Annotated in this window: 18 protein-coding genes; 16 read left to right on the top strand and 2 right to left on the bottom strand. The window is 60.5% G+C overall.

From position 1 onward, the window contains the following. Positions 1–10: 10 nt before the first annotated feature. Positions 11–568, top strand: coding sequence for an elongation factor P (gene efp, locus ACFO3S_RS13235; protein ID WP_378096554.1), 558 nt, complete (start codon positions 11–13; stop codon positions 566–568). 169 nt (positions 569–737) lie between these two features. Continuing rightward, entirely contained in the window at positions 738–1,991 is a 1,254-nt protein-coding gene (locus ACFO3S_RS13230; protein WP_378096551.1) for an aspartate kinase, read from the top strand. A 44-nt stretch (positions 1,992–2,035) separates the two neighbouring features. Here ACFO3S_RS13230 and ACFO3S_RS13225 read toward each other — a convergent pair whose 3' ends face one another. Both ACFO3S_RS13225 and comA read right to left on the bottom strand, forming a co-directional pair. Then, positions 2,036–2,494, bottom strand: coding sequence for a DUF441 domain-containing protein (locus ACFO3S_RS13225; protein ID WP_378096743.1), 459 nt, complete (start codon positions 2,492–2,494; stop codon positions 2,036–2,038). Between the two features lie 102 nt (positions 2,495–2,596). Beyond that, a complete protein-coding gene (gene comA / locus ACFO3S_RS13220) occupies positions 2,597–3,421 on the bottom strand; it encodes a phosphosulfolactate synthase (protein WP_378096548.1) in 825 nt (274 codons plus the stop codon). A 210-nt stretch (positions 3,422–3,631) separates the two neighbouring features. Here comA and ACFO3S_RS13215 point away from each other — a divergent pair, with 210 nt between their 5' ends. From ACFO3S_RS13215 to ACFO3S_RS13150, 14 genes are all read left to right on the top strand, one after another. Beyond that, on the top strand, positions 3,632–3,895 hold the full coding sequence (locus ACFO3S_RS13215; protein ID WP_378096545.1) for a YqhV family protein: 264 nt from the start codon (positions 3,632–3,634) through the stop codon (positions 3,893–3,895). A gap of 96 nt (positions 3,896–3,991) precedes the next feature. Then, positions 3,992–5,143, top strand: a complete 1,152-nt coding sequence (gene spoIIIAA, locus ACFO3S_RS13210; RefSeq protein ID WP_378096542.1) for a stage III sporulation protein AA — start codon at positions 3,992–3,994, stop codon at positions 5,141–5,143. Then, positions 5,136–5,663, top strand: coding sequence for a stage III sporulation protein SpoIIIAB (gene spoIIIAB, locus ACFO3S_RS13205; protein ID WP_378096539.1), 528 nt, complete (start codon positions 5,136–5,138; stop codon positions 5,661–5,663). The genes spoIIIAA and spoIIIAB overlap by 8 nt, the downstream gene beginning before the upstream one ends. 57 nt (positions 5,664–5,720) lie before the next feature. Then, positions 5,721–5,924 (top strand): stage III sporulation protein AC, encoded by a 204-nt coding sequence (gene spoIIIAC / locus ACFO3S_RS13200; RefSeq protein WP_094050916.1) that lies wholly within the window; start codon positions 5,721–5,723, stop codon positions 5,922–5,924. A 9-nt stretch (positions 5,925–5,933) separates the two neighbouring features. Beyond that, on the top strand, positions 5,934–6,323 hold the full coding sequence (gene spoIIIAD, locus ACFO3S_RS13195; RefSeq protein WP_378096536.1) for a stage III sporulation protein AD: 390 nt from the start codon (positions 5,934–5,936) through the stop codon (positions 6,321–6,323). A 27-nt stretch (positions 6,324–6,350) separates the two neighbouring features. Beyond that, complete coding sequence (gene spoIIIAE / locus ACFO3S_RS13190; protein ID WP_378096533.1) at positions 6,351–7,589, top strand: stage III sporulation protein AE; 1,239 nt, start codon at positions 6,351–6,353, stop codon at positions 7,587–7,589. Between the two features lie 19 nt (positions 7,590–7,608). Further along, positions 7,609–8,340 (top strand): stage III sporulation protein AF, encoded by a 732-nt coding sequence (locus tag ACFO3S_RS13185; protein WP_378096530.1) that lies wholly within the window; start codon positions 7,609–7,611, stop codon positions 8,338–8,340. A 35-nt stretch (positions 8,341–8,375) separates the two neighbouring features. Continuing rightward, entirely contained in the window at positions 8,376–9,029 is a 654-nt protein-coding gene (spoIIIAG, locus tag ACFO3S_RS13180; RefSeq protein ID WP_378096527.1) for a stage III sporulation protein AG, read from the top strand. Positions 9,030–9,081: 52 nt separating this feature from the next. After that, positions 9,082–9,726, top strand: coding sequence for a SpoIIIAH-like family protein (locus tag ACFO3S_RS13175; RefSeq protein WP_378096524.1), 645 nt, complete (start codon positions 9,082–9,084; stop codon positions 9,724–9,726). 263 nt (positions 9,727–9,989) lie between these two features. After that, positions 9,990–10,484, top strand: a complete 495-nt coding sequence (accB, locus tag ACFO3S_RS13170) for an acetyl-CoA carboxylase biotin carboxyl carrier protein (RefSeq protein ID WP_378096521.1) — start codon at positions 9,990–9,992, stop codon at positions 10,482–10,484. A 19-nt stretch (positions 10,485–10,503) separates the two neighbouring features. Continuing rightward, positions 10,504–11,859: an acetyl-CoA carboxylase biotin carboxylase subunit gene (gene accC, locus ACFO3S_RS13165; protein WP_378096519.1), complete on the top strand. Its 1,356-nt coding sequence runs from the start codon at positions 10,504–10,506 to the stop codon at positions 11,857–11,859. A 149-nt stretch (positions 11,860–12,008) separates the two neighbouring features. After that, the gene (locus tag ACFO3S_RS13160) at positions 12,009–12,416 is read left to right on the top strand and encodes an Asp23/Gls24 family envelope stress response protein (protein WP_378096516.1); all 408 of its coding nucleotides are present in this window, start codon (positions 12,009–12,011) and stop codon (positions 12,414–12,416) included. A gap of 156 nt (positions 12,417–12,572) precedes the next feature. Beyond that, on the top strand, positions 12,573–13,136 hold the full coding sequence (gene amaP, locus ACFO3S_RS13155; protein ID WP_378096513.1) for an alkaline shock response membrane anchor protein AmaP: 564 nt from the start codon (positions 12,573–12,575) through the stop codon (positions 13,134–13,136). Between the two features lie 15 nt (positions 13,137–13,151). Then, the gene (locus tag ACFO3S_RS13150; RefSeq protein ID WP_378096510.1) at positions 13,152–13,382 is read left to right on the top strand and encodes a DUF2273 domain-containing protein; all 231 of its coding nucleotides are present in this window, start codon (positions 13,152–13,154) and stop codon (positions 13,380–13,382) included. The last annotated feature ends 28 nt before the right edge of the window (positions 13,383–13,410 follow it).

The raw sequence follows: 13,410 nt of genomic DNA, 5'->3' as shown, positions 1-13,410 counted from the left end.
GAGTATCGAAGTGATTTCTGTCAACGATTTTAAAACAGGCTTGACCATCGAACTGGACGGCGCCCCGTGCACCGTCATCGACTTCCAGCACGTCAAACCGGGCAAAGGCGCCGCCTTCGTGCGCTCCAAGCTCAAAAACCTGCGCAACGGCAACGTCGTCGAGAAAACGTTCCGCGCCGGCGAAACGGTCGTTCGCGCCCATGTCGAAAACCGCGCTGTGCAATATCTGTACAACTCCGGCAACGATTACACGTTTATGGACAACGAGACGTTCGATCAATTCGAGCTGTCCAAGTCGCAGCTGGAATGGGAAATCAACTTCCTGACGGAGAACATGACGGTCAACATCGCCAGCTACCAAGGCGAGATGATCGGCATCACGCTTCCGAACAGCGTCGATCTGAAAGTGGTGGAGACCGAACCGGGCATTAAAGGCAACACCGCGACCGGCGCGACGAAGAACGCCAAGCTGGAAACCGGCTTTAACGTGCAGGTTCCGCTGTTCATCAACGAGGGCGACGTATTGACGATCGATACCCGCGAAGGCAAATACGTATCCCGCGCATAAGCTGCGCGACGGTCCGAGATCCCCGATCCCGCCATCCGGCGATTCGGGGATTTTGATTTTTGTCGTCTTTTTTTGTCCTTTTTGGGCCAATGGACTTATGTTATAATATAATGCTGTATGCAGTTGTTCACTTATTAGCTAGGAAAGTTAACTGGGGGAGTGGCTACCGGTGTCATTGATAGTGATGAAATTCGGCGGAAGTTCCGTAGGCACGACGGAGCGGATGGGCCGGGTGGCGCAGCGGATCGTGGACAAAAAGCTGCAGGGCGACCGGGTCGTCGTCGTCGTGTCGGCGATGGGAGATACGACGGACGATCTGATCGATAAAGCGAACGACATTAACGCCAATCCGCCTGCGCGCGAGATGGATATGCTGCTGACGACGGGAGAGCAAATCTCCGTCGCCTTGTTGGCGATGGCGATTCATAAGCTCGGACATAGCGCCAAGTCCTACACGGGGTGGCAGGCCGGCATCGTGACCGAGCCGACCCACGGCAAAGCGAAGATCGCCGATATTTCTCCGGAGCGGATTTTCTCCTCGCTCGACGAAGGCCATATCGTGATCGTCGCCGGGTTCCAGGGAAGGACGGAGGACGGCGAGATTACGACGCTTGGCCGAGGCGGCTCGGATACGACCGCGGTCGCGCTGGCTGCGGCGCTGAAAGCCGATGTGTGCGAAATCTACACGGACGTGGACGGAATCTACTCGACCGATCCTCGCGTCGTGAAATGCGCGAGAAAGCTGGACGAGATTTCGTACGACGAGATGCTGGAGCTGGCCCATCTGGGAGCGGCCGTGCTTCATCCGCGCGCCGTCGAGTATGCGAAGCATTACAAGGTCAACCTGGTCGTACGTTCGAGCTTTACGAATAACGAAGGCACGCTCGTGAGGGAGGAAGCGCAAATGGAGCAAGGGATCGTCGTAAGAGGAATCGCATCGGAGAAAAACGTGGCCCGCATCAGCGTGATGGGCGTCGAGGACGTGCCGGGCGTGCTGGCGAAAATGTTCGGGGCGCTGGCCGACCACGGCATCGACGTGGACATTATCGTTCAAAGCGGCGTGCAGGACGGCAAAGCCGACTTCTCGTTCACGGTGTCGATGGCCGACCGGGCGAAGGCGCTCGACGTGCTGGCCGGCATCAAGGCGCAGGTGCCGTACCGCGATACGACGTACGAGGAAGGTCTGGTCAAAGTGTCGATCGTCGGAGCCGGCATGGTGTCCAATCCGGGCGTGGCCGCGCAAATGTTCGAGGCGATCTCGAGCGTCGGCGTGAGCATCAAAATGGTGAGCACTTCGGAGATCAAGGTGTCCTGCATCATCGCCGCGGAGTCGGTGCAAGAGGTCATCCGCGCGCTTCATACCGCATACGGGCTGGATACGACGGATACCGCATTCGTCGGCGGGCCGTCCGAGCGCCGTTAATCGCAGAGCTGTTAGGGTTGTTCCGAGGAGGAGCAGCCCTTTTTTTATTTCCCCGCCAGCAGCTGCACCAGCTTGACGATGACGGCGGTAATGCCGGCGGCCATGAGCGGACCGACGGGGATGCCGCGCAGCAGCACGACGCCTGCGATCGAGCCGATGACGATGCCGACGATCAGCTGCGGATCGGCCTTCAGCGTGTCGAGCCCCCTGCTGTTCAAGTAGGCGCCGATCGCGCCGCCGATCAGCGCCACCCAGCCGAGCCAGCCGGAGAAGGCTTCGAGGATGTCCTTGGGCTGAATTCGGCCGGAAGCGAAGGGTACGAGAACGGCGAGCGTCAGGAAGAGCAGTCCGAGCTCGATTCCTCTTCTTTCGATGGCGGGAAGATAGCGGTCGAGGTGAGTGAGCTTGACGATCAGCAGAATGCAGGCGGCCGTCGTAATGATCGACGAGCGGCCGATCAGCCCGATCACGATGAGCGCGACGAGCACCAATTCTCCGTATATCACCCGGGTCACGCTCCCACATAAGTCAGATGGTACACGATATGGAACAAGCCTCGCGTTTAGAACGCGAGGCTTGTTTGTCGTCGCCGATCAAGGGCGGCGTCAGATCATGTAATCGAGGTAGGGAGTCTTGTGCAGCTCGAACGTATCGGAACGGAGTCCCCGGCGCATCGTTTCGAGCGCGAGAACGTCCTGAATCGGGACGTTGCCGAGGTTGACGCCCGGGCCGATCGCCTTGAGCAGGGCGACTTGCTGCTCCTTCAGCGGAGCCTCCCACAAAATCCGATCCTGATTGGGCATCGCCTGCCGAATGCGGGCCAGATCCTCCTCCCGGCAAGCGCCGTTCTCGTCGAACAGCCCAACGCCGATGCCGGATTCCCTCGCCTCCACGGTGACCAGATCCGCCCCGCATTCGAAATCCTGTTCGGCGGTGGCGGCCAGGTCGTCGCAGTCGATTCGCGAGCCGGACTGCTTTTTGCCGTACTCCGTGAATACCTGCAGGCCGAGGCTTTTCGCTTCGCGGATCAGGTCGCTCCGCAAGCCGCGCTCCAGGTCGATCGTGCCGTCCGACACCTCAATTCCGGTAAACCGCATGGCCAGCACCTGGCGAAAAAAGCCCGGAACGACGTCGAGCTTCACCGCAGCCTCCAGCAAGGTGCCCCCCGGTATAACCGAGATTCCGTATTGCGCGGCCATGTCGATCTTCCGCTTCAGAATCGGCAGGGGATACAGCGGAGACGTGCCGAAGCCGAATTTGACGATATCGATATAATCTCCCGACAGACTTAGCAGATCTTCGAAGGCGTTCAGGCCCAAGCCTTTGTCCAGCACCATCGTGCGGCCCGTCAGGCGGGGCTTGGCGGCTCTTCGCCCGCTGGGATCGGTCAACAGAACGGGCCACTCCGACGGTAAGGTCGTATTCCGCATACTCAACTCTCCTCGTTCGCAGCAAGGTTTAATACCCGAGTAATATATGCGTTCGCCCAGAAAAGGGTGACGCTCCCGATTCTCCCAACTCTTTCAAAAATGTCTGCCGGATTGCCAACGAAAGAGACAAGTTATCGGGGAGGCCGGCATAAAGATAGTAGCGCGAAGACGACCGCGACTCGGCAAGGCAACGATAAGGAGGAATGTTCTGTGGACAAGGCGGCATTCAGCATGGCGATGCTGCGGGTGCTATCCGGCAGCGTCGAATTGATCGCCGCGATTATTATGCTTCGGCTTAACGACGTGCAGAAGGCGCTGGCGGTCAATTCGATGCTCGCGCTGGTCGGCCCGCTCATTCTGATCTCGACGACGACGATCGGCCTGGTCGGCTTGGCGGACAAGCTCTCGCCTTCCAAATTCGTCTGGATTCTCGCAGGCGTCGGCTGTTTGTTAATAGGAATCCTCAGAAAATGAGGCCTGCCGGAGCGTCGGCCAAGCAGGCATAATCCGGCGGTCCAAGCATACATATGAACAAGCAATAATCGATTACCGGCGAAGAGGGGGGTCAACTTGCCGCAACCGATCATGGAGCTGTTTCCGACTGCCTTGCGCTCGGTGCTGGAACGAATGCCCGAGCTCGCCAAGGAGTCGCTGGAAGAGATTCGCATTCGCGAGAGCCGGCCGCTGGAGGTCGGCTACGGAAACCGTTATTCGTTCGTCCGGGAGGACGGCTCGTTGACGGATCGCAGCGGGGAAGCCTATCTCCCGGGAAGGGACCCGTGCCGCGCGCTGCTGGAGCGAATTACGAACCATTCTATCTACGCAGCGGAGGAGGAGCTGCGCCGGGGGTACATGACCGTCTCCGGGGGCCATCGCATCGGCTTGGTCGGCCGCGCCGTGCTGGACGGAGGCGCCGTCTCCCATCTGAAGGATATCGCCGGCTTCAACGTCCGGATTGCGCGGGCGCGCGCCGGCTTCGGCGGGCAGGTGCTGCCCGGATTGCTGGATATGCGGGCCAGAACGATACGCCACACGCTGATCGTCTCCCCGCCCCAACAGGGCAAGACAACGCTGATCCGCGATCTGGCCCGCTGCATCAGCTCGGGGAGCTGGCATCATCCTGCCGCGCAAGGCTGGGGTAGCCGCAAAGTCGGCATCGTGGACGAGCGTTCGGAGATCGCCGCATGCGAGCGGGGGGTGCCGACCTTCGACCTGGGTCCCCGCTGCGACGTTCTGGACGCCTGTCCGAAGGCGGAAGGCATGATGATGATGCTCCGCTCGATGTCGCCGGAAGTGCTCGTCGTCGACGAGATCGGCAGGGCGGAGGACGCGGAGGCGATCCGCGAGGCGATCCATGCCGGGGTGCGCGTGCTGGCGACCGCCCATGCGGCCGATTTGGCCGACGTGCTGGCCAGGCCGGCGCTCGGCAAGCTGGCGGCGGAAGGGGTTTTCGGCGCTTACGTGTTCTTGTCCAAGTCGGGAGGCGGCGTGAAGCATCGGATCGTCCTGTCGCAGGAGGCGGAGCGCGAGGCTGTTCGCAACGGTTCGAGAACGGGCGCATCGCTGCCGAGAGACGCTCCCGTACGCGAAGCCGAACCGTCGGAGCGGGACAACGAGGGAGGGGCGCGGGGGGCGACGGCCCAGATGACGGTGAAGCCGCGTCCGATGCCGGTGATCCGATCCCCGAACGAAGGAAGGAGAGAGGGAGGCGGCCATGTTTAAGTTCATCGGCGTACTGCTCGTCCTGTTCGCAGGAACGATGATCGGGCTCGTGCAATCCGCCCGGTACTCGGCCAGGCCGCGGCAGATCCGCGAGCTGCTTCACGCGCTGCAGCGTCTGGAGACGGAGATCGGCTACGGCAGAACCCCGCTGCCCGAAGCGCTGGATCGAATCGCCGCCGCCGTTCCTAAGCCGCTGTCCGCGATGTTCGCGAGAATCTCGGGCTCGCTCTCGGGAGAGGAGGCGCGATCCGGGGAAACGGTGCGGGACTGCTGGGAGAAGGCGATCCACGAGTTCTGGCCGGCCACGGCGATGAAGCTCCCGGAGAAGGAAGCGGCGCTCAGACTCGGCGCGTCGCTCGGGGGGAGCGGCCGGGAGGATCAGCTCAAGCATCTGAGGCTCGCCTTCCATCAACTGCAGGCGGAGGAAGCGGCCGCCCGGGAGGATCAGCGCAAATACGAGAAGCTGAGCCGCAGCCTCGGCATGCTGGGGGCGGCGCTGGTCGTCATTCTGATGATTTAGACGGAGCGGGCAATTCCGGCCTGAAGCATTTCGTTGGAGAATTAGGAGGCCATAGCGATGAACATCGATATCAGCACCATCTTTCAAATCGCCGGCATCGGCATTATCGTGGCGATGATCCATACGGTGTTGAAGCAGATGGGCAAGGAAGATATGGCGCACTGGGTGACGCTGATCGGGTTCGTCGTCGTGCTGTTCATGGTCGTACGCATGCTTAACGACTTGTTTCAGGAAATCAAGACCATTTTCCTGTTCCAGTAGGTGGGATGGATGGACATACTTCAGATCGTCGGGATCGGCTTTCTGGCGACCGTGCTGATTCTAGTCATCCGCGAACAGAAGCCGATGTTCGCCTATCTGCTCGCCGCCTTCGTGGGGGTCGGGATCTTCCTCGCTTTCGTGGGAAAGATCGACGACGTCATCTCCGTGCTTGAGGAGCTTGCCGATCGGTCGGGCATTCCTTCGGTCTATCTGAAGACGATGCTGAAAATTATCGGCATCGCGTACGTCGCGGAATTCGGCGCCCAGATCGTCCGCGATGCGGGGCTGGAAAGCATCGCGACGAAAATTGAATTTGCCGGAAAAATGCTCATTCTCGTCATGGCGGTACCCATCATCAGCGTCATCGTCGAAACGGTGCTGAATCTGCTGCCGGCTTGACGGATGCCGATAGGGGAGGACAACGGGATGAGGCGAACGGGAAAGGGACTCGCGCTGTTGCTGCCGATGATGACGCTGCTCGTGTTCCTGTTCGCAGAAGCCGCGGTCGCCATGGCAAGCGCGGGGACGTCCGCGACCGGGGGGCAGCCGGCGGTCGAGGAGCCGGAACGGCTGTCCGACGATCTGGCGCGCCGACAGAGCGAGGAGCTTGAGCTGGGGCGCATTCAGCAGTACTGGAACAATCTGAAGTCGGAATACGGCGGATATTTTCCCGAGGGCAAGCTGCCGGAGCTGAAGCAGCTGATGTTTCCCGAAGGGGAAGGCATGAGCGTCGGACAGGTGCTGTCCGGCCTGGCGAAATTTTTCCTGCACGAGGTGCTTTACAGCGGGAAGCTGCTCGTGACGATCGTCCTGCTGACCGTGTTCACGATGCTGCTCGAGACGATGCAGAGCGCGTTCGAGCGGAACGCCGTCAGCAAGGTCGCCTACGGCATCGCTTATCTGGTCGTCATCATCCTGGCGGTGAACAGCTTCCGAACGGCGATCGTCTACGCGGCCGAGGCGATCGGCAACATGGTGCAGTTCATGCTGGCCATGGTGCCGCTGCTGCTGACGCTGCTGGCGGGCACCGGGGGGGTAACTTCGGTCGCCGTGCTCCACCCGCTTATCGTCTTCATGATTCATACGATCGGAACGCTTGTGCATCTGGTCGTGTTCCCGCTGCTGTTCTTCTCGGCGGTGCTTCATCTCGTGAGCGCGATGACCGAGAGGTACAAGGCGACGCAGCTTGCCAATCTGCTCCGCAATGCGGGCGTCGGGCTGCTCGGCATTCTGCTGACCGTCTTCCTCGGCGTGCTGTCGGTTCAGGGAGCGACCGGAGCGGTCGCGGACGGCGTGGCGCTCCGCACGGCGAAATTCGTTACCGGCAATTTCGTGCCGGTCGTCGGCAAGATGTTCTCCGACGCGACGGATACCGTCATGTCGGCCAGCCTGCTCGTCAAGAACGCAGTCGGGCTGGCGGGAGTCATCGTTCTGATCTTCCTGTGCGCTTTCCCCGCCTTGAAGATTCTGACGCTCGCGGTGATCTACAACCTGGCGGGGGCGGTCATGCAGCCGCTGGGCGATACGCCGATCGTTCACTGCCTGCAGACGATCGGCAAGACGCTGATCTACGTTTTCGCCGCGCTCGCCTCCGTCGGACTGATGTTTTTCCTGGCGGTGACGATCATTCTGACGGCGGGCAACGCCGCCCTGATGATTCGATGAGGAGGGAGGCGACCGCGGGATGGATATGATGGAGGGGTTGTCGGGCTGGCTCAGGCAAGTGATCGCGGTTATTCTGCTCGCATCGCTCATCGACTTGCTGCTGCCGAACCGGACGATGCAGCGCTACGTGAGGCTCGTCGCCGGACTGTTCATTCTGCTGACGGTGGCGACTCCGGTGATCCAATGGATCAAAGGAGATTTCGGCAGCAAGCTGTCGGAAGGACTGCAGGCGGTCGAGAGCACGCCGGCAGGCGCGCCAAGACAGCTGGCCATGATCGAGGCGGAAGGAGCGAAGCTGCGCGAGAGCCGGCTGGCGCAAGCGGCCGATCTGGCCGCCGCCAGGCTCGAGTCCGAGATCCGGAGCGAGGTGGAGCGGACGGGAGAACGAGCGGTTCGCCGGGTCGACGTCGATCTGGAGAAAGTGTCCGACGGCTCTCTGGCGGTCGCGAAGGTCTCGATCGAGCTGGAGCCGGACGCCGCGGCGCAAGCTGCGGAAGCCGGCGCGTCCGGCGCCGGCGGCGATCCGATCCGGGAGGTGGAAGTGGAAGCGGTGGCGGACGTCGAGATCGAAGTCGAGGTCGGGGGGGCGAAGACGCGGGGAGACGAGCCCAACCGCACCGTCATGGCCGGCGAAAACGGCGCCGACGGGGAGCTGGACCGGGCGACTCGAATGAGCGTCAAGTCGCTCGTATCGGAACGGTTCGGGCTCGCGCCGGGAATCGTCGAAGTCAAGCTGCCGGGCGAAGTCTAAGCTGCGCGGCAGACAGGTGAGGAGTGGTCTGTGACATGGCGAATTGGCTGGAGCGGCTCGAAGCCTACATTGGCGGAGGCTCGGGGGGCGCACGGAGAGTCAAGACGTTCCGCTGGCTAGTGCTGGTCGGGCTGATCGGCGCCGCCATGATGCTCGCGGCTTCCCTGATGAACATCAAGACGGTGGATCCCTCCAAGGCTCCGGACTTCTCGCCTCCGAGGGACGAGGATGTTCCGCAGCAGGAGACGTTCCTCGGAGGGGGGGACGACAAGGGCCTCACGACGTTCGCCGATATCGAAGCGGAGTTCGAGAGCCGGCTGAAAGGAATGCTGGAAAAAATCGTCGGAGTCGGCACCGTCGACATTCTCGTCACGGTCGATTCGACGGAAGAGACGGTCGTGCAGCTGAACGAGAAGCAGATGCAGACGATTACGGACGAGACAGACCGCAACGGCGCCAAACGGCACATTACGGACATTTCCAAGGACGGTCAGGTCGTGCTGTACGAGGTCTCGTCCGGCGTTCAGTCTCCGATCGTCGTGAAGAAGATCAAGCCGCGGATTCGCGGGGTGATGATCGTCGCCAAAGGCGCGGAGAACATCACGGTCAAGAAGCTGATCGCGGAGGCGGTATCCAGCGGGCTTGACGTGCCGATTCATCGCGTGTCCGTCGTCCCCCGCAAAACGTAACGTTCGCGTAACGAGTCCACAAAATATCGAAAAACCCGGGAGGAATGGAACAATGAACAACAAACGCCAAACGATCTGGCTCGTATCGATGCTTAGCCTGATGGTCATCCTGTCCGCCTATTATTTATTCAGCGAGGACGTTCCGTCCGCGAACAATGCCGCCGGCGGAACGAGCGGGATCGTCGAAGACGCCGGCAACACGCCCGTCATCGATCCGGACGGCGTCACGGTGACGCAGGTCGATCAGCTGACCGGGGATTCGGCCGACGCCGAGACGGGAGCGGCCGGATCGGACGGCGAGCTGTCGCCGGAGGATCAGGAGGTCATCCGGGGCATCGCCAACGCCGCCGGCAACGACCGGCTGGAGCAAATCGCCTACGAGCGCTTGAACAAGGTCAGCCAACGGGCGGAGGAGCTCAGCGCGATTATCGGCAATACGAAGGCGAGCCAGGAAGAGGCGACGGCCGCCGCCGAGGAGCTCGATCGTCTGGAGGACCTCGACGCCCGGATTACGAGCCTGCAGGAGAAGCTGCTTCAAGACTTCGACAACGCCGTCGTCGACGAGGTCGATTCCAAATTCAAAGTGATCGTGCTCAGCGACAAGCTCGAGAAGAAGCAGGCGATCGGCATTATCGACATGGCGACGAAAGAGCTTAACGTCGGACCCGAGCGGATCAGCGTCCAGTACGTGGATTGATCCGGAGATTGTCGCGGCAGGGAACTATAACGGAGGCAGGGCTGCCTCGGAAGCGGATCTCCGATCTGTTTTCCGGCAGCCCTCTTCGCGCTTGAGAGGGGCTTGGCGATCTGGGCCGGCGCGCCGCTGACCGGGGGCAAACCGCTGACCCTTTCCATTTCTAACGTTTATGGTATAATAATCCCGTTGTGGGCTCGAATAAGATTAGCTTACGAAGATACGTTCTTCAGACGGGGAAATTCCCGAATCAAGGAGTGACCAAGATGTTTAAGCTGAGCGAAATCAAAGAATTGATCAAATTGGTAGACCAAACGACCGTACAAGAATTGGAAATCGAAAACGAGGGCATGCGTCTGTCGATCCGCAAACCGGGCCGGACCGAAGTCGTCAACGTGCAAGCGCCTTCCTACCCTCCTACATATCTTCCTCAGACTCCGGTGGCGCAGACGGCTCCGGCTGCGGCGCACCCCGCGCCAGCCGAGGAGGCCAAAGCGGCCCCGGCGGCCGACACCTCCAATCTGCATCGGATCGTCTCGCCGATGGTCGGCACGTTCTATCGTTCGCCGTCGCCGGAAGCTCCGCCTTTCGTGAACATCGGCGACAAGGTCTCCGAGAAGACGGTCGTGTGCATTCTGGAAGCGATGAAGCTGATGAATCCTCTGGAAGCGGAAGTCAAAGGAGAAATCGTGGACATTCTCGTGGAGAACGGACAGCTTGTCGAGTTCGGCCAACCGCTATTCCTAGTAAAGCCGGAATAATCCCGAGGAGGACTTCGCTTTGAAATTTAACAAAATATTGGTTGCCAATCGCGGCGAGATCGCGGTGAGGATCATTCGCGCGTGCCGGGAGCTGGGCATTACGGCGGTCGCGGTTTATTCCGAAGCCGATCGGGAGTCTCTGCACGTGAGACTGGCCGACGAGGCGTATTGCATCGGCCCGACCGCGACCAAGGACAGCTACCTGAATTTGACGAATATTATGAGCGTGGCCACGTTGACAGAGTGCGACGCCATTCATCCGGGCTACGGATTTCTTTCGGAAAACGCCGATTTCGCGGAGATCTGCGAGTCGTGCAATATTACGTTCATCGGGCCTTCCTCCGAGGCGATCAGCCGCATGGGGGACAAGTCCGTCGCCAAGCAGACGATGAAGGACGCCGACGTTCCCGTCATTCCCGGCTCCGACGGCCTGCTGGAAGATCTGGACGACGCTATTCGCGTCGCCCGCGAGATCGGGTACCCGGTCATCATCAAGGCGACCGCCGGAGGCGGCGGGCGCGGCATCCGCATCGCGGAGAACGAGGAGACGCTGATTCGGGAAATCACGACCGCGCAGCAGGAGGCGGAAAAGGCGTTCGGCAACGCCGGCGTCTATCTGGAGAAGTATTTGACGGGGATGAAGCACGTCGAGATCCAGATTATCGCCGACAAGCACGGCAATGTGGCGCACCTCGGCGAGCGGGACTGCTCGGTGCAGCGCCGCCGCCAGAAGCTCGTCGAGGAAGCTCCGTGCGCGATTATGACGCCGGAGCTGCGCGAGCGCATGGGCCAGGCGTCCGTCCGCGCGGCGCGCGCCGTGAATTATTCCGGGGCCGGGACGATCGAATATTTGCTCGGACCGGACGGCAGCTTCTACTTTATGGAGATGAATACCCGCATCCAGGTCGAGCATCCCGTGACGGAGATGATTACCGGCATCGACTTGATCAAGGAAATGATCTCGATCGCCGAAGGTCATCCGCTCTCCTTCAAGCAGGAGGACGTGCGGCTCGACGGATGGTCGATCGAATGCCGGATTAACGCGGAGGACCCGGAACGCAACTTCATGCCATCCGCGGGCCGCGTCGGTTTCTATCTCCCGCCGGGAGGACCGGGCGTACGGGTGGACAGCGCGGTTTATCCGCAATACGTCATATCGCCGCATTACGATTCGATGGTCGCCAAGCTGATCGTCTGGGCGCCGACGCGCGAGGAAGCGATCGCGAGAACCCGACGCGCGCTGAGCGAATTCATCGTCGAGGGCGTGAAGACGACGATTCCGTTCCATCTGAAGCTGATGAATCACCCGCTCTTCAACAAAGGCACCTTCGACATCAAGTTCCTGGAGGAGCACGATCTGAATCTCGAACCTTGACCTGAGGATGTTGTCCTTCCGCTCTCGCGGAACAAAAAATCGGGCCAAGCGTTTGTCATAATAATCCGGGAATGCTATATTTATAAGTAGTGAAGGCGGACGCTCGGACTTACGCGAATAGGTCCGGGATATGGAGGTGGAACTGCGAAATGGAAATGATAGCCCCGGATTACGAAAAGACCGATCTCGGCACGATCGAGATCGCGCCGGAGGTCATCGAGGTGATCGCCGGATTGGCCACCGTAGAAGTGGACGGCGTCGCCGGCATGAGCGGGGGCCTGTCGTCCGGCATAGCTGAATTGCTCGGACGCAAAAACCTGTCCAAAGGCGTCAGGGTGGAGGTCGGGCAGCGCGAAGCTGCCGTAGACGTCTCGATCATCGTGCACTACGGCCGCAAAATTCCGGAAATTTCAAGCGAAATTCAACGGAACGTCAAGCGCTCGATCGAATCGATGACGGGATTGAACGTCGTGGAGGTCAACGTACATATTCATGACGTTCACTTCAAGACGAGCGAGAAACCAGAAGAAGAAGAAGCCCATGCACGTGTCCGATAACGGCTAGCCGCTCCTGTTGGTCAGCGGCGACGGGCAGCAGCTCCGATCTGCGGAAGACGGCCCTCTGACGAGAGTACCTGCGGGACAACTCTCGCAGAGGCCTTTTCGCGATCACGGAGCGCATCATTGTATCCGGGAACAGGGAGGGCTCATTCGTTGACTAAAGTGCTGGACAGGCTGCTTCTGTTATTGTACAGTTTGGCGATCGGCGTCGCTTCGATCGTGGCGATCGTAGCGGCTAGCGGGGGATTTTCCGAGGCGTGGCTCCGGGAGGTCGTATCCGATTTTACCGGCGGCGTACGGGCGGTACAGTGGACGGTGATCGCGGTGTCGATCCTGCTTCTGATCGTCAGTCTCCGCTTCCTGATCGTATCGGTTCGCAGAGACGGACATACCGCTCCGTCAATCAATCAACGGACGGAGCATGGAGATATTCGCATCTCGGTGGAGACGGTCGAGAATCTGGCGCTGAAGGCCGCGTCGCGGACGCGGGGCGTCAAGGATTTGCGCGCGCGCGTCAGAGTGTCCGAAGCGGGACTGGGCATTATGATTCGGGCTTTCGTGGACGGCGAAGGGTCGATCCCGGCATTGTCCGAGGAGATGCAGCGCACGGTCGCCCAGCAGGTGGAAGAGGCGACAGGGATTCCCATTGCCGAGGTATCGGTCTTTATCGCGAACGTGACGCAGGCGCCTGCTACCTTTAAGAGCCGCGTGGAATAGGAGGGTGGACCGCCTATGTGGAAAGCTTGGTTGGAAACCTACGGCGGCAGAATCGCAGGAATAGCGGCGGGTCTCTTGTTCGGCGTCATCTACTTGATCAGCGGATTTTGGGATATGCTGTTTTGCGCATTGCTCATTGGCATCGGTTATTGGATTGGCAAACAGAAGGATGAACGGCGGGGTCCGATCTTTCCGATCGAGAGATTGACGGAATGGATGTCCGACCGTTGGCCCTGGTCGCGATAATCCCTGCGAATGCATGGGATTTTTTGCA

The organism is Cohnella hongkongensis (assembly GCF_042654645.1).
Classification (GTDB): domain Bacteria; phylum Bacillota; class Bacilli; order Paenibacillales; family Paenibacillaceae; genus Cohnella; species Cohnella hongkongensis.
Note: the sequence above shows the minus strand (reverse complement) of the source record. Positions and strands in the feature narration are given on the sequence as shown.